This window comes from Arthrobacter methylotrophus (assembly GCF_039539965.1).
Lineage (GTDB): Bacteria > Actinomycetota > Actinomycetes > Actinomycetales > Micrococcaceae > Arthrobacter > Arthrobacter methylotrophus.
In genome coordinates, this window is the sequence record NZ_BAABED010000001.1 from 3,159,476 (window position 1) to 3,183,882 (window position 24,407).

The following is a 24,407-nucleotide window of genomic DNA, read 5'->3' on the forward strand; positions in this document are numbered from 1 at the left end:
CATGGCACTGATGGATCTACTTCCGAAACACGTGTTCACCACGCGCGGTTGGGGCTTGCTGGCCAGCGGAGTCGGCTCCCTGTTGCTCGCCCAGGTCATGGGGAGACGTGATCTGCTGGCACTTGGGATCCTGCTGTTGGTCCTGCCGCTGGTATCCCTTGCAGGGATTCGTATCCTCAAGCCGCGCTTTCAAGTGTTCAGGGAATTCCACCCGGCTTCGGTGGAGGCGGCTTCCACCGCAACGGTGCGGCTTGCGGTTGCGAGGACCGGCGCATCCACCGGCCCGGTGATCATGGAAGAACAGTTGCCGCCGCGTTTCGGCGAGCCTCCGGCCTTTCGTTTTCCCGCACTCGCCGCTTCGGGCGGCACCAGCCGGTATGAATACCATTTGCGCTCAGGCAAGCGCGGCCAATTCAGGATCGGTCCGGTCACGGCCGAGTTCTGCGATCCCTTCGGCTTGTCGTTGCACCGGCACGCGATCGACGACGGCGACCTCCTCACCGTGACGCCCGCCGCCGTCGAACTCCCCGCCACGGGCCTCGCCGGCGCACGCGGAAACGACGGCGTGACCGCCACCCGGATCCGCGCCAATCCCAGCGACGACGACGTGATGACCCGCGAATACCGGCACGGCGATCCCATGCGGCGCGTCCATTGGGCCGCGACAGCGCGGCATGGGGAGCTCATGGTGCGGCAGGAGGAATCCGTCACCACACCGGAGGCGACCATCATCATGGACCAGCGCTATTCCGCTTTCGTGTCGGGCTCTGGAACCGTGTTCGGTGCGGCCCACGAGGACTCCTTTGAGCTGGTCAGCAGCGAGAACTTCGAGTGGGTCGTGACGGCGGCCATGTCGATCAGCGCCCACCTTGCCGATCGCAACTATTCGCTGCGTTTCCTCGACGCCGCGGGGTATCCCGCGTTTCGCGGATCCCGTTCCGCGCCCTCTCCGGAAGCGGAGGAATACAGTGGCCTGGGCGGGATGCAATCCATTGCCGAAAGCCTCGCCGCCATTCAGCTCAGCGGCCCGCGGCATGTCCATGGCGAGCGTGGCCGCAAAGAAGCCGCCGTCGTCGATGGTGCCGAGGCGCCCTTCGACGACCACCTGATGGACAAGCTGGCGGCACATCGTCTCCGCGGGCCCGTCCTCGCACTGTTGGGCAACATGACACCCTCCGAGGCCCGTGCGCTGGCGCCTGCAGCCGGCTATGGCGCGAACGCTTTCGCCCTGATGGTCACCGACCACCCCCGCCATGTCCAGCCGATCATCGAAGCCTTGAAGCTAGGCGGTTGGCGCGCCGTCGCCGTAAGTTCCAGAACGGACCTTCCCGCCGCGTGGTCCGGTTTCGATCAAGGGGAGATCCTCGCAGCGGCTGCAGCCGCGATGGATGTCCGGCGTGGCGCGGCGGTGCCGCGATGACAACTACCTCCAGGCACGGCCCTCCGGGACGAAGCCCGCACCCGGAGCCGGCAAACTCTGGCGATGTTTCGTCCGGTGGCCCAGGACGGACGCCCCGAACGCGGAGCCTAAAGCCAGGGGCTTACCCGTGGGCGATGGCGGCGGCCATCGCCATCGCCGTGCTCGGAGCATCGCTTGCGCTCAATGGAGTCTTCAGGGGCTGGGTGTGGTTGGTTCCTGCGATCACCACGGTGTGTATCGTCGCGTTGGTCTTGGCCGTCCTGCGCACCTTGCGGGCGCCGTCGCTGCTCACGGCTTTGGGCGGCCTCGTCGCTTTGGTGTTCATCCTCGATTTCACCTTCTTCCGGCAGCAGAGCCTGGCGGGATTCATACCGTCCGGAGCAACCTTTGACACGCTGGGACAATTCCTCCGACGTGCCGGTGACACCGTCGTTTCGGAAACCGCCCCGGTCGCGCCGAACGCCGGAATCGTGTTTGTCGCTTGCGCGAGCCTAGGCCTCGTGGTTGTCCTCATGGATGCCTTGGCGGTTCCGCTGGGCATGCCTGCGACGAGTGGTGTGGGCCTGCTGGCCATCCTCGTTTTCCCGGCGACCATCAAGCCACAGGGCGCGGGGCTGCTTGGATTCCTTGCCGCGGCGCTCGGTTTCATCGTGATTCTTGGTTGCAGCCAGTGGTTCGCGCCGGATTCCCGGTTGCAGTCCGACAACGCCCGCGGCACAGGGCAGCTTAAACGATCCGTGGTGATCGGTGCGGCGGCTCTTGCTCTCGGGTTGCTGTTGCCGTTGGCGATTCCGGGATTCGAGCGCGGAACGTTTCCAGTGGGCTCGCGGCTGAACCCTTGGGGGGTGTCCAACGGTTTGAACCCCATGATCACGCTGGGCAACAGCCTGCGGAATCCCACCGGCGACGGCCGCTTCACCTATGCCACGAGCTCCACCGCTCCTGTGTACCTGCGTTCAGTCACCATCGACAAGTTCGACGGCGATACCTGGGCACCGGACGATCGCGAAGCCTCCCGGCGGATCGGACCGGGCCGCATGGCGCCGGACTACCCGCTCCCCTCCGAGCTGGTGCGCCAATTGACGGTGGTCGACACCGGACAGTTCACCAGTCCGTACCTGCCGGTCCCCTATGCTCCAACAGCCGTCAACGGGCTGAGCGGACGTTGGTCCTGGGATCCCGCAACACTGAGCATCCGCGGCGAAGACAGCACCACGAGGAACCAGCAATACACGGTATATTCGGCCCTGCCGGCTCTGACATCAGCGGCGTTGGCCCAGGCCAACGCCCGGCCCACGTCCATTTCGCAGGATTTCATCCAGTTGCCAAGCAATGTTCCGGACATTGTAAAGAACACGGCGAACACGGTCACGGCCGGCGCCAATGGCAACTATGCCAAGGCGATGGCGATACAGGACTATTTGCGCTCGTCCCAGTTCAGCTACTCGCTGCAGGCTCCGGTCCAAGGCGGTTATGACGGCAATGGCATGTCTGTCCTGGCTGATTTCCTGCAGCAGAAGAGCGGCTATTGCGTCCACTTCGCCTCTGCCATGGCCGTTATGGCCAGGCTGAAGGGAATCCCGAGCCGCATCGCCGTGGGCTACGCGCCGGGCCACGCCACCGGGGCGACCGTCGCCGTGGCCGGGCAGGAACCGCTTCCGGAGTTCGCAGTGGATGCACGGGACGCCCATGCCTGGCCCGAGCTGTATTTCGAGGGTGTCGGCTGGGTTGCCTTTGAACCGACCCCTTCACGCGGAGTGGTCCCGAGCTACGCTTCGGATCCTGTTGCTCCGGGCGGCCCGAGCACCAAGCTGCATGAGGAGAACCTGACCCCTGGTGCCGCGACTCCCGCCCCGAGCGTTCCTGCCGTACCGCAGCTTGCCGGGCCGGGCGCTGGATCGGGCTCGGGCGCCGGCTCCTGGACCGTGCTGTACGTCGTCGCCGGTGCCTTGCTTCTCGCGGCGTTGGCGGCTTCACCGAGGATGTTCCGCTCGGGTATCCGGGGGCGGCGCCTCAGGCCGGCACCGTCCCGCGATAGTGCGGCCTTGGCATGGGCCGAGCTCCAGGACCTCGCCACCGATTACGGTGTACCACCCGACCCTAGCGAAACTCCGAGGCGTTTTGCCGAACGATTGCGCAACTCAGTTGCGCTCGGAGCCTCCGACGACGTCGGGCAACACGCGGTAGCATCACTCGCCGGCGATTTCGAACGGCAGCGTTACGGTCCCCCGGACGGTCCCGCAAGGAAGAGCGCAGAGCAAGGGGACCGGACCGCGGCTGTCCGGATCGCTGCTGTCCGCACCACGTTTCGTCGCAATGCTTCTTGGTTCGCGGCTTTCCGCGCGGAGTGGCTCCCGCCATCCCTGATGTCCAGGCGGCGGCGTTGACCCCCAACTGACTGACAGTTGATGTCGTTTTGAGCGCTTATTACGACAACTACTGCCAGTCCGTTGGGATTAGTCTGCGTACGGATCGGCGATGCCGACGTACTGGGTGGTGAGGTATTCCTCGATGCCTTCGAAGCCGCCTTCACGGCCCAGGCCGGACTGCTTGACGCCGCCGAAAGGTGCCGCCGCGTTGGAAATGACTCCGGCATTGAGGCCCAACATGCCCGTTTCGATCCTTTCGCTGACCCGCAGTCCGCGGTTCAGGTCCTTGGTGTAGACATAGGCGACCAACCCATACTCGGTGTTGTTGGCAAGGTTAATGGCCTCATCTTCGCTCTTGAAGGTGATGATCGGGGCCACCGGGCCAAAGATTTCTTCCTTCAGGATCCGGGCGTCCGCGGACACGTTCTTGAGGACCGTGGGCTGGTAGAAGTAGCCCGGGCCATCCACCGGGGCACCGCCGGTGACGGCAACTGCGCCGTTGGCAACGGCGTCGGCCACGAGGGCGTGCACGCCGTTGCGTGCCTTGCCATCGATCAAGGGGCCCACGGTGGAGTCCGGCTCGGTGCCCCGCGCGGGGTTGAGCGCGGAGATCTTGGCGGCGAACTTCTCGGCGAAGGTATCGGCGATGGAGTCATGCACAATGAAGCGGTTCGCAGCTGTGCAGGCCTCGCCCATGTTGCGCATCTTGGCTGCGACGGCGCCTTCGACGGCCTTGTCCAGATCGGCGTCTTCGAAGACGACGAACGGCGCGTTACCGCCAAGCTCCATGGAGCTGCGCAGGACCTTATCCGCGGCTTCGCGCATCAGGGACTGCCCGACGGCGGTGGAACCGGTGAAGGAAATCTTCCGCAGGCGGTCGTCCTTGATGAGGGGCCCGGTAACTGCCCCCGCTGTGGAGGTCTGGATGACGTTAAGGACGCCTGCGGGAAGGCCGGCTTCCTGCATGACCTGGGCGAAAAGCAGGCTGGTCAGGGGGGTGAGGTTGGCGGGCTTGAGCACCATGGTGCAGCCGGCGGCGACCGCGGGAGCAATCTTGCGGGTGGCCATGGCCAGCGGGAAGTTCCACGGGGTAATCAAAAGGCAGGGCCCAACCGGCTTCTTCTGGACCAGGATGCGGTTCTTGCCGTCCGGGGCTGCAGAGTAGCGGCCGCTGACGCGGACGGCTTCCTCGGAGAACCAGCGGAGGAATTCGGCACCGTAGGCTACTTCGCCGCGGGCTTCGGCCAAGGGCTTGCCCATTTCCAGGGTCATGAGAAGCGCGAAGTCCTCAGCTCGTGCCGTGACCAGCTCGAATGCGCGGCGCAGGATTTCGCCACGCTCACGGGGAGCGGTCCGGGCCCAGGAAGCCTGGGCGGCAACGGCAGCGTCCAGCGCGGCGGCGCCGTCCTCCGGGCCGGCGTCAGAGATGTTGATGAGCACCTTGCCCGTGGCAGGATCCTCGACGTCGAACGTCTTGCCGGATGCCGCAGGCAGCCACTGGCCGTTGATGAGCAACCCGGTGGGAACGGATGCGAGAAGTTCGCTTTCGCGATCGGCGGTAACAGTCACAGTGACTCCTTCGTCAGTCAGCGCAGCTTGTAGAGATGCACCAACACTTGATTTTGTGGAATTACTGCCACCGTACTGCCCGCCGCGAAGCAGTGTCTACGCCTTCGCGCACTGCCGCGGGAACAACAGATTGTGCAGTTGCACAGCCCGGGGTTGGAGCGCCTGCTAGCGCGCCGCGAGCACAGCCCTAACGCGCCGCGAGCACAGCCCTAACGCGCCGCGAGCACAGCAGAGTACAGCTCGCGCTTGCTGATGCGTGCGTCCTCCGCGACGGCGGCCACCGCTTCCTTGAGCCTGACGCCCTTGCCGACGAGTTCATTGACGGCGGCAACATGGTCCTCAGGTTTGCCCGGCTCCTGTTCGGGCGCGCCGGCCACCACCACGGCGATCTCACCGCGAACCTCGTTGTTTTCTGCCCATTCGAGGAGTTCCCGGACGGTTCCCCGGATGACCTCCTCGTAAGTCTTGGTCAATTCGCGGCATACGGCGATGCGCCGGTCCGCCCCGAAGCGCTCGTGCAAAGCACGGAGCATGGGCTCAAGACGATGCGGTGCCTCGAAGAACACCATCGTTCGGCGTTCGCTCCCAAGGTCCGCAAGCCGCGAGCTGCGTTCGCCCGCTTTGCGCGGCAGGAATCCCTCGAAGCAGAAACGGTCCGTCGGCAGCCCCGAGAGCGCCAGGGCAGTCAGCACCGCCGACGGTCCCGGAAAGGCAGTGACGAAGAGACCTGCCGCCACGGCTCCCTCCACGAGGCGGAAGCCTGGGTCGGACACCGCGGGCATGCCGGCGTCGCTCACCATGATGATGGTCTTGCCGGCCCTGACGTAATCCAGCAGTTCCTCGGTCTTGGCTGCCTCGTTGTGCTCGTGATAGCTGATGACCCGACCGGTCACGGTGATGCCGAGGGACTGGACCAGACGATGCAGGCGCCGGGTGTCCTCGGCAGCGACGATGTCGGCCGTCTGCAGCAATTCAATGAGCCTGCTGGAGGCATCCCCCACGTTCCCGATGGGAGTGGCAGCCAGAACTATCCGGCCCACGCCCTCAGCAAGCATAGGAAGCGCCTGTGCCTCGAGGGACTCCGCCGAGTCAGGAACGGTGGTTTCATCCGGGGAGCTCAGCTGTTCAGTCACCCAACAAGCCTAATGCCCCGGCTGCGGCTTTCAGTGAGCTACGGAGGCAAAAGGTAGCATGGGCTGAGTGACCGATACCTCCGTGCGCCCCACCCCGCAAACCTGGCTGATACGGCCCCGCGAGGCTTTCACGGCCCAGGCCCTGCGGACGCGGCTCATTGGTAGCATCCAGAGCTGGCGCGATTATCCGCCGTCGTTGCGGCTGTGGTTCTGGCTGATCCCCACCATCACAGCCGTGATCGGCGGGATCCTGCGTTTTGTCCGCCTCGATGCCCCGCACAGCCTCGTGTTCGATGAGACCTACTACGTCAAGGACGCTTACTCCCTCCTGGTCAGCGGCTACGAACGGAGCTGGCCGGACAAGGCCAACGACGCTTTCAACGCGGGTAACCCCAACGTCCTCCTCGACTCCCCCGAGTACGTAGTGCATCCACCGGTCGGAAAATGGATGATCGCCTTCGGGATGTGGCTTTTCGGTTCGGACAATTCCTTCGGTTGGCGATTTTCCGCGGCCCTGACTGGCACCCTTTCCATCTTCCTCATTGCCCTGATTGCGCTGAAGCTCTTCCGTTCCCACATTCTGGGCGCGGCCGCCGGACTGCTGCTAGCCGTCGACGGTCACCATTTGGTCATGTCGCGGACTTCCCTGCTGGACATCTTCCTGATGTTTTGGTTGCTCGCGGCCTTTGGTGCCTTGCTGATGGATCGCGACGACGGCCGGCGCCGTTTGGCGGCACGGCTCGCTGCGCTGGCGGGCGCGTCGAAGGACGGCCGGCCAACGGCGTTGCAACTCGCCTCGGGGCCGTGGCTGGGATTTCGCTGGTGGCGACTGGCAGCCGGCGTTTGCCTCGGCCTGGCCGTCGGCACCAAGTGGTCGGCATTGTTCTTCGTGGCCGGCTTTGGCTTGATGACCGTCTTCTGGGACATGAGCGCGCGGCGTATTGCGGGTATCCGGAGTTGGCCGAGCGCCGGGATCATCAAGGACGGCGTGCCGGCATTCTTCACCATGATCCCGGTGGCTGGAGCCGTGTATTTGTCCACGTGGACCGGCTGGTTCCTTTCCAAGGACGCCTACTACCGGAATTGGGCGGATACGAATCCCTCCGCCACGTGGGGATGGATTCCCGGGCCGTTGCGATCCCTTGCCTACTACCACATGGAGGCCTACAACTTCCATCAAAGCCTCAGCTCGCCGCATCCGTATTCGGCGAGCCCGTGGACCTGGTTGGTGATGGGACGGCCCACCTCCTTCTACTATGAGTCTCCCAAGCAAGGAACGCCCGGTTGCGATCTGCAGAGCTGTACCTCCGCGATCCTCTCGGTCGGAAACCCGGTCGTCTGGTGGGGAGCCACGATTGCGCTCTTCGTGGTGTTGTTCTGGTGGGCGGGGCGGCGCGATTGGCGGGCTGGGGCCATCCTGGCCGGCGTCGCGGCCGGGTACTTGCCGTGGTTCATGTACCCGGACCGGACCATGTTCTACTTCTATGCCCTGTCCTTCGAGCCTTTCTTGGTCCTGGCCCTCGTCTACGGATTGGGGCTCGCCTTGGGCAGGAGCGACGCTCCCCCGTGGCGCCGACGCTCAGGGCTCTACGTCGTGGGCCTGGTGGTGGTTCTCGCCGTGCTGTTGTCAGCGTTCTTCTATCCGGTGTGGACGGCGGAAGTCATCAGCTACCAAGACTGGCGCATGCGTATGTGGATGCCATCCTGGATCTGATCCTCGCCAAAGCCGCCAGCAGCTAGGCTCGCCGCCGCTATTTTTCCAATGTGACGGCCTCGGTATCCGCATCAGGCCGGGAATCGTCCGCGACGGCCTCATTCTTGGGAGGTAGTCCGCGACGACGGCGGGTAGGCCACGTAAAGATGAGCGTCAGCAAGGCCGCGACAAAGACCAAAGCGCCGATCGCAATTCCGGCGTCCATCCAGAACTGTCCGGGGAACAAGCGGATCAACGTGTCATCCAATGAGAATGTCCATGTCCCGTTGGCGAAGAAAATCCGGTGGAACTCCGTGAAGAACTGCTGCCAGCCCATCGCCGCGAGTGTGCCGAGTCCCACGATGAGCACCAGTGTGGCGATCGAACCGGCGAACAGGCCACGGCGAATTCCGCCCTTGCTGCGTTTGCGCAGGTACAGCATCGCGATGATGCCGATGATGACCATGAGGGCGCCGGCACCAAAGGCCGAAAGCATCACGGTCTTGACGTCGGCCATGTGGGAGACTTCGCCCTCCTTGAACAGCTTCTCGCCGTTCCGGTTGACAAGATCGCCCAAGTACCGGGGCCCCGACCAGTTGCTGAGATAGTCCACGGCGTAGGAACCGTAGGTCATCCGGTCATCGGCGTTGAATCCGTAACCGTCACCGGGGAATCCAGGCCGGTAGTACTCCACCCAGAGGAACAGCGGGCTCGTCACTGCGCGGATTGCCAGCACCAAGAGGACCACCGGGTAGAAGACGGCCAGGATGACCTGGAAGATGCGCGGTGCCACGGGCTTGGCGTTGGCAGCCTGCTCGCGCTCGTGGTAGCGACGTTCCACTTCAGCTTCCGCGGGCCGCACCTGAAGGGCCGACGTCGGCAAAGGCTCGGCGAAGAGCGCCGGTTCTGCCCCGGCGTCCGCAGCTTCGGCAGCTTTACGGTCCGCACGGCTCTCGGGCTGCTGCCCGGTCACCGGCTGTCCGGTCACCGGCTGTCCGGTCACCGGCTGTCCGGTCACCGGCTGGACGGAGGCGGAATCCGACGTCGACTTGGCGTCGGGCACGCGCTTCGTGGAAGAGTCCTCGGCAATGTCAGCGCGCGCCGGTTGTGCGTCCTCGGCCATGGACTTGGGGGCAGGTTTCATCCAGTCGAAAGCCGGCTCATCACCGTCGTCGTGGATATCCGCGTCCTGGTCTTTGGGGATCGGGCTCTTCTCGGTCACTTCGATTTCACTTCCGTAGGATTCACATGCCGGAGCAGGAACGGGCCGCTGGCAATCTTCTCTGCCTTCGAGCCTACAGTCAGCCCTCGCGGAGAGACGAGGAGCCACCCCGGCGAAGCCGGATTGAGACCTGAGCCGAGTGCCGTCAGGCGGCTATTTCCCGGTAGCCGGCATCGTTGATGTCCAAGTCACCTGTGGCGCCTGCACGGATCGCCCGTCCGCCCAGCGCCAGGGCATAGACCCAGTATGCAACGAGAACGAACGAACCGATCAGGATCTTGGCCCACACCGGAAGCGCGCTGGGCGTCACGAAAGCCTCCACGAGTCCGGACACGAACAGGACAAATACCAGCCCCAGCGCCACTGTGATCAGTGAGCGCCCCTCGTCCGCCACGGCCTGCATCCTGCGCCGCGGCCCGGGGGAAACCAAAGCCCAGAAAATCCGGAGACCGGCCGCGGAGGCGATGAACACGGCCGTCAGCTCCATAAGGCCGTGGGGAAGGATGTAGCTGAAGAACACATCCATCTTCCCTGTCGCCGCAAAGACACCAGCAGCGACCCCCAGGCCCTGTGCATTCATGAAAAGCATGGCGGGCACCCAGAAACCCGTGATCCCTAAAGCCACGGCCTGCGCCCCGATCCAGGCATTGTTGGTCCATACAGCCCCCGCGAAGGACGCGGCGGGGTTTTCCGAGTAGTAGCCAACAAAGTCTTGGTCGACGTACTGCTTCACGGCACCACTGCTTCCCAGTGCCCTCAACGCCTCCGGGGACGTCGCGATCCAGAGTGTATAGCCCGCGGCCACGAGGCAGAAGAACACACCGCACCACACCGTCAGCCATCGCAAACGGAAGAACGCGGCTGGCAGGGACACCACGAAAAAGCGCGCAAGGTCTTCCATGAAATTTGATCGGGCTCCGGTAAACCGGGTGCGCGCCTGGGCCAGGGCCGCCGACAACGATGCGGAAAGTGCGCTCTCAGGGGCCACGGAGCGGATGAGGGACAAATGTGAAGACACCACTTGGTACAAGCGCAAAAGCTCATCGGCATCGCCGCCGTCCAGGCGCCGTTTGCGCGCGAGTTCGTGCAGCCTTGACCATTTTGGCCCGTTAACGACGGAGAAGGCATCCATGTCCACGGCTCTACCCTAGTACTGCCCTTAGTACTGCCCTTCCGAAAGCAGTCCCGACCCCCGCTCCCCACCCTTGTCCGCGGTTAGACTCGATCCAGCGGGAGCCATCCGGTCCTGCGACGGCGTGGCAGTTTTTGGGGGCCGGTTTGAGTTCGATCATTACTGGTGAGGCCGTAGTCCTTGAACTGCGGCCGGCATCGTTCGGGGCCAGGGCCCTCGGGCTCATGCTCGATGTCCTGGTTCATGTGGTGTTGCTCTTCGTTTTGCTGTTCCTGCTCGGCATGGTGGCGCCGGACCTGGACGGCGCAGCCGCCCGTGCCATGGCCCTGTCCAGCGTGGTGCTGTGCCTCGTGGTCGTTCCCGTGGCGGTGGAAACGTTGAGCCGAGGCCGTTCGCTGGGCAAGCTGGCTACCGGGCTCAGGATCGTGCGCGACGACGGCGGATCCATCCGCTTCCGGCATGCGGTGATCCGGGGGCTGATCGGCTTCCTGGAGATCTACGCGACGTTCGGGGGACTAGCCATCGCCGTGGCGCTGTTCAACGACAAGTCGAAAAGGCTCGGAGACGTCGTCGCAGGAACCTACTCGCTCAGGCAGCGTGTTCCATCCGAACCCACCGTCCTGCCCTACGCTCCTCCGCACCTGCAGGCTTGGGTGGGACGCGCGGATATCGGCAGGGTGCCCGACGGTACAGCGCGTCGGGCTTCACAATTCATCCAACAGGCCTCCCGGATGGCCCCGGAATCGCGCTCCAGCCTGGCCGTAGCCCTGGCAACTGAACTGGCAGCGTACGTCGCCCCGCCTCCGCCGCCCGGAACGACGCCGGAAGGCTATCTGCACGCCGTGCTGGGCGAGCGGCGGAACCGGGACCTGGAACGCCTGCGCCGCGCGGAACAACGCAGCGCCATTGTCGGGGATCGGCTCAACAGGCTCCCGTTCACTCGTTAGCCAAGCGCGGGACGCAAGGTGCGTCCCGCCGTCGGGCATAACTGCCGCATGTCCCGGCAGCGCTCAGCGCTTCGCGTAGCCAGCCCAGGCGATGTTCCAGTCACCGAAGCCTTCAAGTGGTTCGACCACCGGAGCGCCGGTGTTGAGGACCTGCACCACATCCCCGGGCGCCATGTTGTTGAAGAACCAGGCGGCGTCGGCCGGGAGCAAACCCACGCAGCCGTGGGAGACGTTGTAGGAGCCGACGGCTTCGTAGGCGGACGGGAGCGCCTGGTGCACATAGACCCCCGAGTTCGTCAGCCGGTTCGCATGCTCCACGACCAGCGGTGCGTAGTAGCCCTTGTCGCCGGGCTTTAGCCCGATGGTGCCGGCGTTGAACTTGGAGTGGCGCTCCTGCTCCATGATCACGGCGTAGCCGCTGGGCGAGAGCCAATCCGGGCCGCCGAGGGTGACGGGAGCGGTCTTGACGAGTGCGCCGTCGAAATACACCTTCATGGTCTTGGTGGTGTCGTCCACCACCGCGATCCGTTGCGGACCGGTCCGGAACGTGGCCTTGACATTGGAGTTCCCAATCATCCCGTTGCCAAAATCCCTGCCGAACAAGGGCATGTCCACAGTGACGCTCGTGTTCGCTGCCCAGAACTCTTTCGGACGGATACGCACCTTTCGGTCCGAGTACCAGCGCCAGGCTACTTCCTGGCCGGAGGAAACACTGATTTTCACGGTTTCTTCCATGGCAGCCTTGTCCGCCACCGGCTCGCTGAAGTTGATGTCGATGGGCTGCCCCGAACCGACGGTGGACCCATGTTGGGGGAACACGGTGGCATCGGCCTCGTTGGGCGTGGACACTGTGGTGAAGGTTTGGGTCTTCCGGAGTTCCCGTCCTGCGCCGTCAACAACGGTGAACCTGTAGCGGTACCCAGTGTTGAATGCCAAGGGATCCAGCGCGGACCAAGTGCTGCCGTCAGCGCTCATGGTTCCTTTGATTGCCTTGCCGCCCGTGACCGGGACCAGTTCAACATCCTTCAGCGTGCCGTGCACGGCCTTCACGGAAGGCCCGACGGCGGGATTCACTTCGCGGGCTCCGTCAAGGGGCGTGATACCCAGTTCCACTGCCTTGACGACGGGGGACGCCAGTCCGGCGTCGGAGCGCTGCGGTGATCCTGATTCGGATTCCACCCCCGTGCTCAGCCAGGCAGGAGCGGTGGCCACACCGATACCTCCGGCAGCAATACCGGCACACATCCCCATGATTCCGAGAATCTTCCCGGTCTTGCGTTTCCCCTGCAGCGCCATAGTGCAACTCCACATCCCCCAGCAGATCGCCAGCCCCAAGACTGACCGCCAATTCTACCCGGGGTACTGATGCGTCCCGGGCAGCGGCGGCCTATCAGTTGGCGTACTGCGCCCAGGGAATGTTCCAGTCGCCGAATCCGTCGTCGAAATTGGCATAGTCACCCTGGGTATTGACGACTTGGACGACGTCTCCGGTTGTCATGTTGTCGAACACCCATTTCGCCCCGTCCGGTCCCAATCCAACGCAACCGTGGGAGAGGTTCGTGACGCCGATGTACGGCAAGGCGGAGTCCGTTGCCTGGTGGATAAACTCACCGCTGGGTGTCAGGCGCGTGGCGTAGTTGACGTCAAGCTGTCCGTAGTAGGCCGGATCCCCTGGCTTGAGGCCGATGGTGGAGGCATCCATATGTTCCACCCGGTACTTCTCCATCAGCACCAAGTAGCCGCGCGCGGAAGGGAACCTGGTGTCGCCCATGGTGTCCGGCCACTCGCCCACTTGTTGGTCGTTGACACTGACCGTGAACGTATGGGCGACTGCGTCGGCCACCGCCACCTTCTTGTCACCGATCTTGAAGGTGTTCGTCTTATTGAAGTTGCCGATCTGGCCGTTGCCGAAGTCCACCCCGAAAAGCTTGAGGTCCACCGTGACGGTGCTGTTCGCTGCCCAGAAGTTCTCCGGACGGTAGCGCACCATGGTGTCGCTGAACCAATGGAAGGCCCCCACTTGGCCCGAAGTGGACGTGACCTTGATGGCCTTCTCCACAGCGGCCTTGTTGACCACTGGTTCGCTGAACGTGAGCTGGAGCGGCTGCGCCACACCTACTTTGGAGCCGTCCAGCGGGTACATGGCGGCGTCCGCTTCGTTCTGCGTGGAGACCGTCGCGAAAGAACCGGTCTTCGACGTTGCGCGGCCGGCAGCGTCTGTCACCGTGTAGTTGAACGTGTAGGAGGAGTTGAATTCGAGGGGCGTTGTCGCGGTCCAGCTGAGGCCGTCCGGAGTCAACGCGCCGTCGACCGTCTTTCCTTGGGTACTCGTCAAGGAGACCCTGTCCAGCGTTCCGTCCTTGACGGCGATCGTGACGGGCGCAGCGGGATTCACTTGTTTGGCCCCGCTCGCGGGCGAAGCAACCACGGTGGCCGGCCTCACGACCGGCAGCACGGCAGCCGCTTCGCTGCGCTCACCGGACGATCCCTCGGACTCGATCGCCGCACTGGCCGCATGCGGGGCCACGGCAGCGAACGTGCCGCTCAGCGCAGCAACGAGGCAGACCACCACGATCCAGGCCGCTTTCCGGAACCTGCTTCGCTTCGCATCGGCGGTGACAATAGTGTGCACCGCGCCCTCGCTTTCCATGGCGTCTGCATGCTCGCCGTCAGGATAAAGACCCATGTTTGATTTCTCCAAAAACTCACGTCCCCCAAAAAACTCACGCCCCACAGCCGCATCTTAAGGGGCGTGGCTTGACATTGGCTGGGAACCGCCATCCCGCGTGTTCCCAGCCGACGTTCTTAGTACCGGTAGTGCTCCGGCTTGTACGGCCCGGCAACATCAAGATCCAGGTATTCGGCCTGTTCCTTGCTGAGCTCGGTCAATTCCACGCCCAGTGCATCCAGGTGCAAGCGCGCAACCTTCTCATCGAGGATCTTGGGCAGGACGTAGACCTGGTTCGAGTATTCACGCTCGGCCTCGGGTTGGTCCTTCTTGGTCCATAGCTCGATCTGCGCGATCGTCTGGTTGGCGAAGGAGTTGCTCATGACGAACGAGGGGTGCCCGGTCGCGTTGCCCAAGTTCAAGAGGCGCCCCTCGGAAAGCACGATGATCGACCGCTCGTGGCGGCCATCGGCTGCGGCGAACACCCACTCGTGCACCTGAGGCTTGATGTCGACCTTTTGGACGCCGGGGACCTTTGCCAGTCCGGCCATGTCAATCTCATTGTCGAAGTGGCCGATGTTGCCCACGATCGCTTTGTTCTTCATCCGCAGCATGTCGGAGGCCATGATGACGTCCTTGTTGCCTGTGGTGGTGATGAAGATGTCGCCTTGTTCCACTACCGAGTCCAGCTTGGCCACCTGGTAGCCGTCCATGGCTGCCTGCAGTGCGCAGATGGGGTCGATTTCCGTCACGATCACGCGCGAACCCTGGCCGCGGAGCGCCTCCGCGGCGCCCTTGCCGACGTCGCCGTAACCGCAGACTACAGCGACTTTGCCGCCCATGAGGACGTCCGTGGCCCGGTTGATACCGTCCGGAAGCGAATGGCGGATGCCGTACTTGTTGTCGAATTTGCTCTTGGTCACCGAGTCGTTGACGTTAATGGCCGGGAAGAGAAGCTTGCCTTGTTCGGCGAGTTGGTAGAGGCGATGCACGCCTGTAGTGGTTTCCTCGCTCACGCCGCGAATGCCGGCGGCGACGCGCGTCCACTTCTTCGGGTCCGCGGCAAGGCTCTTGCGCAGGACATCCAGGATAAAGGCATACTCTTCGGGGTCGTCTTCCGTGGCGACGGGCACGGCACCTGCGGCTTCGAACTCGACACCCCGGTGGACCAACAGCGTAGCGTCGCCGCCGTCGTCGAGGATCATGTTGGGGCCCAACTCCGGGTTGGCGTCCGCGCCCGGCCAGCTGAGGATCCGCTCGGCCGTCCACCAGTATTCCTCAACAGTCTCGCCCTTCCAGGCGAACACCGGAACACCTTGGGGATCCTCGGCAGTTCCCTTGCCGACCACGACCGCGGCAGCGGCCTCGTCCTGCGTGGAGAAGATGTTGCAGGAGGCCCACCGGACCTCTGCGCCGAGCGCCGTCAGCGTCTCGATAAGCACCGCGGTCTGCACCGTCATGTGCAGAGACCCGGCAATGCGTGCACCCTTGAGCGGCTGGCTCGGACCGAACTCGGCGCGTAGCGACATGAGGCCCGGCATTTCGTGCTCGGCCAGGCGGATCTGGTGCCGCCCGGCTTCAGCCAGGGAGATGTCGGCAACCTTGTAGTCGAAAGTCATGGAAATCCTTAGAAATACCGAATGGTTGAAGTCAGTGAGGGCTCAAGCGTGCTGGTCAGGACCGTTGACGGCGGCCCGCAGTTCAGGGGGCAGAAGCAAGGGGATTCCGTCCTGGATGGCGTAGCGGAGCTTTTCACCGGAGGCGGCCGCCGCCGTCGAGACAAGTTCCTCGCCGTCCTGCTCCAGCGGCGACCCGGTCACCGGGCAACGCAGGATGGACAACAATTCAGGACTGACCTTTGGCATGGTTGGAGCTCCCTGGATGGCACCATCACGGGCGCCGCTTTGGACTGATATGCAGCTTCCAGAGTACAACCCGGCGGCGCTGGGAACCTTGTCACAAGAGTCGGACGGCGACACATGGGGTCAGCCGCCGTGATTCCCGGTGGTCCAGGCTGTCATGAAGGGTCAGGACGGGTCAGGAAGGGTCACGCAAGATGCGCAGGTGACGCCTGGTTCCTTCCACGGGGCTTGGCCCGTCAAAGGGGGTCCGGAGCGTACGGTGCTCCGGCGCCGCAGGCGCCGATGCGGCTTCGCGCACAGCGTTGGCCAGAGCAAGGAGATCGTCAGGTCCGGGCTGCGGCGGCGAGGACGGCATGGCGAGCCGCATGACTTCCCAGCCCCTCGGCACCGTCAGCGACTCCGCATGCTGCGCGCACAGATCATAGGAGTGAGGCTCGGCATAAGTGGCCAACGGACCTAGCACTGCCGTGGACTCGGCGTACACGTACGTCAAAGTAGCCACCGCGGATTGGCGGCAGGCGGACCTGGAACACTGACGAATTACACCCACAACATCCCAGATTAGCCGCTCTTCGCCGCGGCGCGGTGCATTGCCTCTTGGCAAGCATTATGTCGCGTTGGCCGAATCACGGGTCTAAAGTCGATATATGCAGTCACAGCACCACGTCCCGGGCTTCACAGTCCATTTGTCCGACACCGCGGACAGCCAGGAAACCACGAGCGAGGCCACGTCCGCACGCGGCTTCAGGGAGCGCCGCAGAAACCGCCACGGGCGGGGGTTGCGTGGTGAAATCATGCTTCCCAACGTCCCCGGTTACCGGACGCGCGCGGAACGGTTCGATGACCTCGTGCTGGACTCTGCGGAACGCCTGCAGGATATGTGGGGCAAACGGCTCGACGGCGTTTCGTTCGCCGTCGACGAGATCCCGCCAAACCTTGAGCAGTTGGTGGCTGAGGGCACCGCGGCGCCGCTCGGCTCGTACACTCCGGCAGGCCATGGTGCCGGACCCGTCATTACCATCTACCGGCGCGTCGTCGAGCACACCACCGGGGGCCGCGAGGACCTCCAAGACCTGGTGCACGACGTCGTCGTCGAGTACACCGCCGAAATGCTCGGCGTGCCGCCGGAGACGCTGGACCCGGTGTACCGCCGTCGTTATCAGTAGCCCAGGGTGACCTGTACTTTTTCGTGACCGGCCGCGCCATCTTGGATGGCCAGCACCGAGACCCCGTTTTGATCGGCCTGGCCGAGGACGAGCGCGCCGTAGGCCGCGTCCCCTGCCGCCGACACGATATAGCCGGAGACCGCGGCGCCGTCGGACTTGTCCGGAATCCCAATGACCGAGGTGGTCCCCCCGGCAATCTCCACCGTTTCCGTTTTGTGGACCTTGCCGTCCGAAGTGACCGGTGTGTAGCTAACGGTAGCGCGCCCCGCCGGAACACCGAAGCTCAGGAACCGGGTGCCACCTTGAGGCACGGCCATCACATGCTGGCTGCCCAAACGGACCGCTGCCGGAGACCAGGCAAAGTCAACGGGATCCTCAGCCTTGAGTCCCCGTGTCACGCGGGTGGACGCTGCGAAGGACGCATCCGAGGTAGCGCTGACGGTGTACCTGCCGGCTGGGACCCCCGTAAGAGGGACTTGGGTGACCGAGCCCGCTTTGGCAGTCACAGCTCCGCCGCCGGGCAAAGCGCGCTGGCCGTTCGGTCCGAACAAACGCACATCCACCACGGCGTCGACGGGACCGGGGACCACAATCTGCAACGCCGGAACGGCGTCGGAAAAACCTGCTTTGTCCCCGAGTGACTTCGCGGCGGTGGGATCCTGGATGTCCACTCCGGTCATGACCTGGGCATCAGCGGCGGCAACGCCGGGGGTAATGAGCTCGACGCCACCGGCTGTCAGTCCTCGGAGAACGCTTTGCTGGATGCTTGCTGCCACCGGCCCGCCGCTGCTGCGCAAGTGCACTGAGAGCTGGCCCTCATTCGGGACCAATCCGGCCAAGTTAATGGACCGGGTGGTTCCTGGCCCTACCAACAAGCCACGGCTGCCCGAGGCTTGGACCTGGCCACGGGAACCGTAGAGTTCTAGATTGACAGTTGCCGGCGTGCCCGAGGCGTTGCTGATGTTCAAGATCGCGGTCCGACCCAACGCCGTGCTGGCACCCACGAGCCAAGCATCGTTGCCCGGCTGCTGGCAAGGTGCCGCCGCGAGGCCGCGGAGATCCCCGTCGCCGGCGGTGTAGCTCATCAAGCCCGCGACGGCGGCCCGCTGGCTGCTGATGGGATCGGCACCAACCACCATGACATCGCCCGCCGGACGCTGGGCCACGACGCCGGCATTGAGCACGGGAGGCCCTGGGACTGGAGTCGCGGCCGGGGCAGGAGGCTTGGCAATGTCGGCAATCGCGGCACCGCCTAAGGAGGCGAGGTTGCTTCCCGGAACGGATCCGCTGGAGTCACTGAGCACGACGGCATCCAGGAAGCTTTTGGCCGAACGCGAAACGGGGCTGAATTGGGTGTCCGTGCCCGCGTCGGTTCCCTCAGGGAGACGAGGCGGCGCCGGACACACTGCGGCGACCCTGCCGGCCGGAACATCAGCGAGGGACAAGTCCAAAGCTCTGCTTCCCGCAGGCCCGGGCACTATGGATGCCGCAGAGACCACGCCCGCCCCGGCCGCAAGCAGCAGCGTAGCCGAGAGCACGCCCAACACGATGCCCTGGCTCTTCCGGCCCTGCCGGTTCCCGGCTTTGCGCTGCCCGCGCTTTCCCGACTCCCCGCGTCCCTTGGGTTCGGGGTCTTGGTTGTCAGACACTGCTGTACTCCTTACGGAGGGATTTTTGTTCCTTCAGCAGGCCGGTCTTCGGCCTGCGGGCGGGCATGGGAATGGCCAACAGGATCGTCAATCCAATCACTACGGCCTGCAGAATGCTGAGCCAAGGCTCCCAGAGAGTGGTGTAGCGGATCTCGATCGCGCCGCCCGAGGACGGCAAGGTAAATGCTTGGGCCCATCCAGACGTTGTTGGAGTCAGCGCGCGGCCGTCCAACCAAGCACTCCACCCGGTATCTGCGCGCTCAGCGAGCACCACCAGACGCCCATCCCCGCCTGCCGGGATGTTGCCCTCGGCAGACGTTCCGAGGGATGGCAAAAGGGCAACCACCGCGCCCTTGGCATCAACGACCCTGACCCGGTGGGCCGTCTCGGCGTCGGCGGCCGCAGCCTTGTCCAGTGGCGTGACACGCCATAACCATCCGGAATCCGTCTTGCCCACAGCCACCAGTCCGGGAACGGAATCTATCCGGTTGGCCGTCAGCTGGGCAGCGGAATCGACGGACTTCAGGACGACGTATCCGGCGCCGAGTTGTTCAAGGCCGGGCCGGGGATCCACGCCGGCCCCCGCAACGATGGTCGCCACGGCGTTCCGCACGGACGCCGTGGCGTCGTCGTCGGCTACAAGGCGTTCCTGTCCGGGTGATCCCGCGATGGAACTGGCGGCGGCGACCGTGGAGAGCGAATCCATCGTGGTACCGGATCCACGCATCAGCGATGAGGTGTAGCCACCATTGTCGTCGGCCGTGATGACCAGCGTGCGGGTCTGTTCGGGCCCCTGGCCGTGATCGACGGCTGTAGCCGGGAGCGTGCCCTGCCCTGCCGGCTGGACCAGCCGTGGTGTGCCGAGGGCGCCGCCGGCCGAAGATACGGTAGCTGCGTTGGACAAGGCGTTCTGCGTGGCCCATACGCCCATGCTGGCCAGCGGGCCGGCAATCAGGAGGAGGGATGTGACAGCAGAAACGGTACGCATAGCCACACGCCGGACCGGACGGCCATCTTGTGCGTTAGTCCTGAGGTGAAAGAGGTTTTCGGCTCCGATCAATGCGGCTCCCAGGACCGCGAACCCTGCAGCGGACACAGCCGGACCAGTGAAAGGTGTCACCAGAAGGTCGCCGTTGGCGCCTGTTGCCACATGTCCGGCGAGCCAAGCCCAGGCCAGGAACACGAAGGCTGCGGCCCACAGGAAGCGTGCGACGCGTGAGCGCCGGCCAGGCGAAAACAGTGCAACGACGGACAGAAGCAGGACCGGCGCGCCGAGCAGCAGAGCAAAGAGCAGCGCCCACGGGATGCTGGAGGGGCCGAAGAGTGCCAACCCGGCCAAGCCGCCGTCGAGGTCGAATTTCAGGGGTTGTCCCAGCAGTTGCTGCCACACCGGTGCGGCCTGGAAACCCAATGGAAGGCCTGGATCGGCAAGCATGGCACGGGGCCGTTCCAAGACAGAGAGCGCGAAAGGTGCGAACAGTGCGGCGCTCGGCAGCAGTGACCACCAAATGGTCCGTCCACGCCGTCCCAGGGCAATACCGCAAAATACAATAAGGACGGCAAAAGGGAGTAGCAGGGACGGCGCAGATGCGGTCACGACACCCAGCGCCAGGCCGGCAGCGGCGGCAGCCGTCCACGAGGGCGTCCCGTTGATGCCCGGCTTGCCCGGCACCGGCTTGGCTGCGATTGCTCCGGATGGCTGGCTCTGGTTCTGGCTTATTGCAGCACCGCGGCCGAGGGCTGATCCGGTGGCTCGCAAGAGAGCCAAAACCAGGAGAGGCATCGCCATGTGGGCCACGAGGGCGCCGACCCGTCCTTGGTTCAAGGCGACTTGGAGTGCGGGAGCTCCGGCCCAGATGAGCGCCGCGATGAAGCGGTAACGGCGCAGCCTCGTCATTGCGCCCGCGGCAAACCAGGCGCCCAGGCCGGACAGTGGCATGGCCAACAACAACAGCCACACCATGGCGGTATTGGAGTCGCCTCCACCGAGCATTGACACAAGCCACAGAACGTAGCCGAATGGATCCCCGTGCCCGGGCAAGCCGGCGCCCAGGCTGATCCACCAGCTGGAAGCCGATCGCCAGATATCACCGACTGCGGACAGCGGCAGGAGGCCGCCGCCCGTTACCACGCTTGCACCGAAGAGTCCCAAGAGCCCCACGAAGGAGGCCGCCAAGGCAGCAAACGCGGCCGCCAAGGCGCCTGTGCCGATCCAGCCCCGCTCATTCGTTGCGAGGGCCGCGAAGTCGTCACCGGCGTCGCCACTCGGTTCAGGAGCCAGGGAATCCGTGGTCTCCTGAAATTCCTCCGCGCCAATCGCCTCGACGAGAGAGCGGCGGTGAGCCCACACCTCGCGCCGCGGAGTCTGCAGGCCCTTGACCATGGATCGTCGCACGCGCCGGGTTCGGGCGGCGTTTCGCCTGGCACGCCAGATCGCCCGTGGGCGGCCGATGGCCGCAAGGGTGGCGCCAAGCTGGGAAATCCCGTAACCCGGCTCTTTGACAAGAATGCTCAAGACAAGCCTGAACAGGCTTCCGAGCAAGGCGCCGAGCGCGTGAAGGGGAACCTTCCACGGCGAAGCGTGGGTGAGCCTCAAATGGATCTGGCTTTTGCGGGCGGCAGCTGGTGTCCCCAGCGCGTGGGGGCGGTGCTCCACATGGAACATACGCGCAGCCGGAACCACTACCACCCTGTTGCCCGCGAGCCAGTTACGCCAGCAGAAATCGATGTCATCCCCCACACCCGGAAGCGCCGGGTCAAATCCGCGCAGCTGCTCCCATGCGTCGCGCCGGATCAGCATGCCGGCGGAATTCACCGCGAAAGTGTCCGTGCGTCCGTCGTATTGGCCTTGATCAAGTTCGTCGGCTTCGATGAGCGTCAGCCGTTCGGCCCAGCGGCTCGTGGACAGGCCGGCGTCGATGAGTTTACGTTCCGCATTCCAGGCCAACTGCTTGCATCCGGCCACGGTGACCGAGGGAGCCCGCTCGACTGCCTGAAGCAGTTCGGCGAGCGCATCCGGGGCCGGAGCGGCGTCGTCGTGCAACAACCAGATCCATTCCGCGACCCCCGGCTCCTTCAAAGGAGCCGAACGGGCCAGGCCAGCCAGAACTGCCGCGCCGAAGCCGGTTTTCGCCTCGCCTGTGGTGGTGACATTGGCCTCGCCGAACGCCCGTCGCAGCAGGACTACGGACTTGTCCCGGGAGCCCGTATCAATGCCGATGGCGGCATCTGCCGGACGCGTCTGGTCCAGCAGGGCGGCCAGGGTTCTGGGGAGATAGTTACCGCCGTCGTGCGAGACGACGACGGCGGTAACGTGTACTGCCTTGAGAATCAGACCGCTCGCTTCCTCAGCCTGCGGCGTTCACGCTCGGAGAGCCCGCCCCAGATACCGAAACGTTCATCGTTGGCGAGTGCGTATTCAAGGCACTGCGAACGTACATTGCATGCACCGCAGACCTTCTTGGCATCCCGCGTTGAACCGCCCTTTTCGGGGAAGAACGCCTCGGGGTCCGTCTGGGCGCACAGGGCGTCCGTCTGCCATCCGAGTTCGCCTTCGTCGTCGAAGTCCCGCTGGCCGGGAAGCCCGATCCACACCGGCTGCGCCGGGTTGTCGAGCGGACGGCGCAGCTCCATGGGAGGATCGTCGAGGTCATCCTCCGGATCTGCCGGCGTGTCCCCTACAAGAGCCTCGTGGGCGGCAAGAAGGCCTGTCGCCCGGTCTTCCAGCGACGCCCGAGTGCTCTCGATGTATCGGTCCGCCGCCTGCGGATCCGCCGGGTCAACATACCAATCCCCCGGAACTTCCCGCGCCCGGTACTTGACCGACGCAAATTCCGCGACGACTGCATCTTCCTGGACACGCAACGCTTGCCCCATGGCGTCCCTCCTGATGTTTGCAGCTGATGCCGTGCTCATTCGGTACTCGGTGATGTACCCGATACTCCCGCAGCGGCGTTCGATACCTAATTACACGTGTGTAACTACCAAGCCGTCAAGCCGCGCCGCGATAATAATCAACTTTCCGCACAAACACCTGCCGCGCCACGCCCGGGATTTTTTCGCCCCTTCGGCGCGCCCCGGCGAAAAATGGAAGCCTCACATCACTTAGGATGTATTTTCGTTGAATTTCAGGGAAATCATTCGGAAGCCGGCGAAGCATCCCCCCTCCGCCCCATGGCGCAACGTGGCGCAATTCACATGCTCCGGAGCCTGCCGGGGCGCCCCGTGGCAAGATGTAGCCATGAGCACCCCCGCGATGAACTTGATGGCAGCCTTGCGTTCCGGACACGCCACGTCACCCCGCCTGACCTGGTATGGGCCTGATTCCGAACGCGTGGAGCTCTCAGGCCGGGTACTGGACAATTGGGTGGCCAAGACCAGCAACCTGCTCCAGGACGAGTTCGATGCCGAGCCCGGCATGAGCCTCCGCCTGGACCTACCGGCCCATTGGAAGTCCCTGGTGTGGGCACTGGCCGGTTGGCAACTCGGCATGGAATTGGTGCTCGACGGCGGCAGTGCGGATCTGCTTGTCACGGACACCCCCGACGTCGGTGCTGGCGCCGACTTTGATGCGGTCGTCGCCGTGCCGCTCGCGGCACTGGCAATGCGCTGGCCCGGGGAACTGCCGGCCGGCGTCGTCGATTACGCGGCAGAAGTCCGATCGCATGGCGATGTGTTCATGGCCCACGCCGAGCCGGACGCCGCACTGCCGGCACTGCGCCGCCCCGAAGCCGAACATCCGCACAGTGAACTGCTGGACGGTTTCGCCAGGGAACATGAGGCAGGCGTCCGACTGCTGGTCCGCGCAGTGGACGGCTTGGAATCAGCCCTCGCCGACGCGCTGGGCGCATGGAACAGCGACGGTTCAGTGGTCCTGGTTCATCCGGACGTTGACATCACCCAGCACCTGCTGGACAACGAGCGCGTCAGCGGCGCTTGACCGCGTCCTCGCCTTCACCGGAGCCAGCCTCTGTTTGGGCCTCGGCCCTGCGGTGGGCTTCGATGAGCTCGTGGTCATGCGAGAAGGCCGGCTCTTCGTCCAGTTCCTTGTTGAACACCAGGAATCGGTAAGCGAAGAAGCGCACAACGGTGGCCACAAGGATGCCGACCACACCCGCCGAGAAGAGGATGTCCTTGTCTTGGATGTTCATGCCGTACTTTGCGATGGCGGTAAAACCGGTCGAAATGCCGATTCCAATGCCGTTGATCACGATGAACATCACAAACTCGCGCACCACATTGTCCTGGCGGCGGTGACGGAAGGTCCAAAAGCGGTTTGCGATCCAGGAGAACACGGTGGCCACGGTGGCTCCGACGAACCGGGCCTTGGCCTCGCTGTCCGACATCACACCGTGCATGAGATAGTAGGTCAGGCCGTTATCTATGACGAACGCAACACCGCCGACAGCGCCAAACTTGGCTACTTCGCGCCAAAAGAGCGAGGCAAGTCCGCGGATGCGATCTGCAAGTGTGTTGATCATGACCCTCCATGGCCGTTGTTCCTAGGGGGTGTTCCTAGGGGGGTGTTTCTATGGGGCCGATGGGCCGAAGTCTACATTTTAGCCCGGATTCCTTGGA

Annotated in this window: 19 protein-coding genes; 6 read left to right on the plus strand and 13 right to left on the minus strand. The window is 64.4% G+C overall.

The window, feature by feature from the left end; translation table 11 throughout:
• Window position 1 precedes the first annotated feature (1 nt).
• Both ABD884_RS16510 and ABD884_RS16515 read left to right on the plus strand, forming a co-directional pair.
• Window positions 2-1,420, plus strand: a complete 1,419-nt coding sequence (locus ABD884_RS16510; RefSeq protein WP_345048081.1) for a DUF58 domain-containing protein — start codon at window positions 2-4, stop codon at window positions 1,418-1,420.
• 134 nt (window positions 1,421-1,554) lie between these two features.
• Window positions 1,555-3,807 (plus strand): transglutaminase TgpA family protein, encoded by a 2,253-nt coding sequence (locus tag ABD884_RS16515; protein ID WP_345048084.1) that lies wholly within the window; start codon window positions 1,555-1,557, stop codon window positions 3,805-3,807.
• Between the two features lie 69 nt (window positions 3,808-3,876).
• On the opposite strand, the gene ABD884_RS16520 is transcribed toward ABD884_RS16515, so the two are convergent.
• Both ABD884_RS16520 and rsmI read right to left on the minus strand, forming a co-directional pair.
• Window positions 3,877-5,358, minus strand: coding sequence for an NAD-dependent succinate-semialdehyde dehydrogenase (locus ABD884_RS16520; protein WP_345048090.1), 1,482 nt, complete (start codon window positions 5,356-5,358; stop codon window positions 3,877-3,879).
• 209 nt (window positions 5,359-5,567) lie between these two features.
• Window positions 5,568-6,413 (minus strand): 16S rRNA (cytidine(1402)-2'-O)-methyltransferase, encoded by an 846-nt coding sequence (gene rsmI, locus ABD884_RS16525; RefSeq protein WP_345054930.1) that lies wholly within the window; start codon window positions 6,411-6,413, stop codon window positions 5,568-5,570.
• 145 nt (window positions 6,414-6,558) lie between these two features.
• Between rsmI and ABD884_RS16530 the strand changes: the two genes are divergently transcribed.
• Entirely contained in the window at window positions 6,559-8,205 is a 1,647-nt protein-coding gene (locus ABD884_RS16530; protein ID WP_345048096.1) for a dolichyl-phosphate-mannose--protein mannosyltransferase, read from the plus strand.
• 37 nt (window positions 8,206-8,242) lie between these two features.
• On the opposite strand, the gene ABD884_RS16535 is transcribed toward ABD884_RS16530, so the two are convergent.
• Complete coding sequence (locus ABD884_RS16535; protein WP_345048098.1) at window positions 8,243-9,406, minus strand: TIGR01906 family membrane protein; 1,164 nt, start codon at window positions 9,404-9,406, stop codon at window positions 8,243-8,245.
• 145 nt (window positions 9,407-9,551) lie between these two features.
• Window positions 9,552-10,544 (minus strand): stage II sporulation protein M, encoded by a 993-nt coding sequence (locus ABD884_RS16540; protein ID WP_345048101.1) that lies wholly within the window; start codon window positions 10,542-10,544, stop codon window positions 9,552-9,554.
• A 140-nt stretch (window positions 10,545-10,684) separates the two neighbouring features.
• Here ABD884_RS16540 and ABD884_RS16545 point away from each other — a divergent pair, with 140 nt between their 5' ends.
• Window positions 10,685-11,485 (plus strand): RDD family protein, encoded by an 801-nt coding sequence (locus tag ABD884_RS16545; protein ID WP_345048103.1) that lies wholly within the window; start codon window positions 10,685-10,687, stop codon window positions 11,483-11,485.
• A 63-nt stretch (window positions 11,486-11,548) separates the two neighbouring features.
• Here ABD884_RS16545 and ABD884_RS16550 read toward each other — a convergent pair whose 3' ends face one another.
• The 5 genes from ABD884_RS16550 to ABD884_RS16570 form a co-directional block, all read right to left on the minus strand.
• Window positions 11,549-12,781: a L,D-transpeptidase gene (locus ABD884_RS16550; RefSeq protein WP_345048108.1), complete on the minus strand. Its 1,233-nt coding sequence runs from the start codon at window positions 12,779-12,781 to the stop codon at window positions 11,549-11,551.
• A gap of 94 nt (window positions 12,782-12,875) precedes the next feature.
• Window positions 12,876-14,135: a L,D-transpeptidase gene (locus ABD884_RS16555; protein ID WP_376955029.1), complete on the minus strand. Its 1,260-nt coding sequence runs from the start codon at window positions 14,133-14,135 to the stop codon at window positions 12,876-12,878.
• 155 nt (window positions 14,136-14,290) lie between these two features.
• Window positions 14,291-15,772 carry an adenosylhomocysteinase gene (ahcY, locus tag ABD884_RS16560; RefSeq protein WP_345048116.1) on the minus strand — a complete coding sequence of 494 codons (1,482 nt, stop codon included), beginning with the start codon at window positions 15,770-15,772 and terminating at the stop codon, window positions 14,291-14,293.
• Between the two features lie 42 nt (window positions 15,773-15,814).
• Entirely contained in the window at window positions 15,815-16,018 is a 204-nt protein-coding gene (locus ABD884_RS16565) for a Trm112 family protein (protein ID WP_345048119.1), read from the minus strand.
• A gap of 172 nt (window positions 16,019-16,190) precedes the next feature.
• Entirely contained in the window at window positions 16,191-16,565 is a 375-nt protein-coding gene (locus tag ABD884_RS16570) for a DUF3499 domain-containing protein (protein WP_345054937.1), read from the minus strand.
• Between the two features lie 97 nt (window positions 16,566-16,662).
• On the opposite strand from ABD884_RS16570, the gene ABD884_RS16575 reads away from it, so the two are divergent.
• Window positions 16,663-17,181, plus strand: a complete 519-nt coding sequence (locus ABD884_RS16575) for a metallopeptidase family protein (RefSeq protein WP_345048123.1) — start codon at window positions 16,663-16,665, stop codon at window positions 17,179-17,181.
• Here the strand turns inward: ABD884_RS16575 and ABD884_RS16580 are convergent.
• Genes ABD884_RS16580 through ABD884_RS16590 form a run of 3 tightly spaced genes read right to left on the minus strand, consistent with a single transcriptional unit; the run spans window position 17,175 to window position 22,706 of the window.
• Entirely contained in the window at window positions 17,175-18,830 is a 1,656-nt protein-coding gene (locus ABD884_RS16580) for a DUF5719 family protein (protein WP_345048127.1), read from the minus strand. The two genes, ABD884_RS16575 and ABD884_RS16580, sit on opposite strands and share 7 nt — an antisense overlap.
• The gene (locus ABD884_RS16585; RefSeq protein WP_345054942.1) at window positions 18,823-22,161 is read right to left on the minus strand and encodes a glycosyltransferase; all 3,339 of its coding nucleotides are present in this window, start codon (window positions 22,159-22,161) and stop codon (window positions 18,823-18,825) included. The genes ABD884_RS16580 and ABD884_RS16585 overlap by 8 nt, the downstream gene beginning before the upstream one ends.
• Window positions 22,161-22,706, minus strand: coding sequence for a WhiB family transcriptional regulator (locus tag ABD884_RS16590; RefSeq protein WP_345054947.1), 546 nt, complete (start codon window positions 22,704-22,706; stop codon window positions 22,161-22,163). Before ABD884_RS16590 ends, ABD884_RS16585 begins: the two co-directional genes overlap by 1 nt.
• Before the next feature lie 364 nt (window positions 22,707-23,070).
• Between ABD884_RS16590 and ABD884_RS16595 the strand changes: the two genes are divergently transcribed.
• Window positions 23,071-23,769, plus strand: coding sequence for a TIGR03089 family protein (locus ABD884_RS16595; RefSeq protein WP_345048129.1), 699 nt, complete (start codon window positions 23,071-23,073; stop codon window positions 23,767-23,769).
• Here ABD884_RS16595 and ABD884_RS16600 read toward each other — a convergent pair.
• Entirely contained in the window at window positions 23,756-24,310 is a 555-nt protein-coding gene (locus ABD884_RS16600) for a GtrA family protein (protein WP_345048132.1), read from the minus strand. The two genes, ABD884_RS16595 and ABD884_RS16600, sit on opposite strands and share 14 nt — an antisense overlap.
• Window positions 24,311-24,407: the final 97 nt, after the last annotated feature.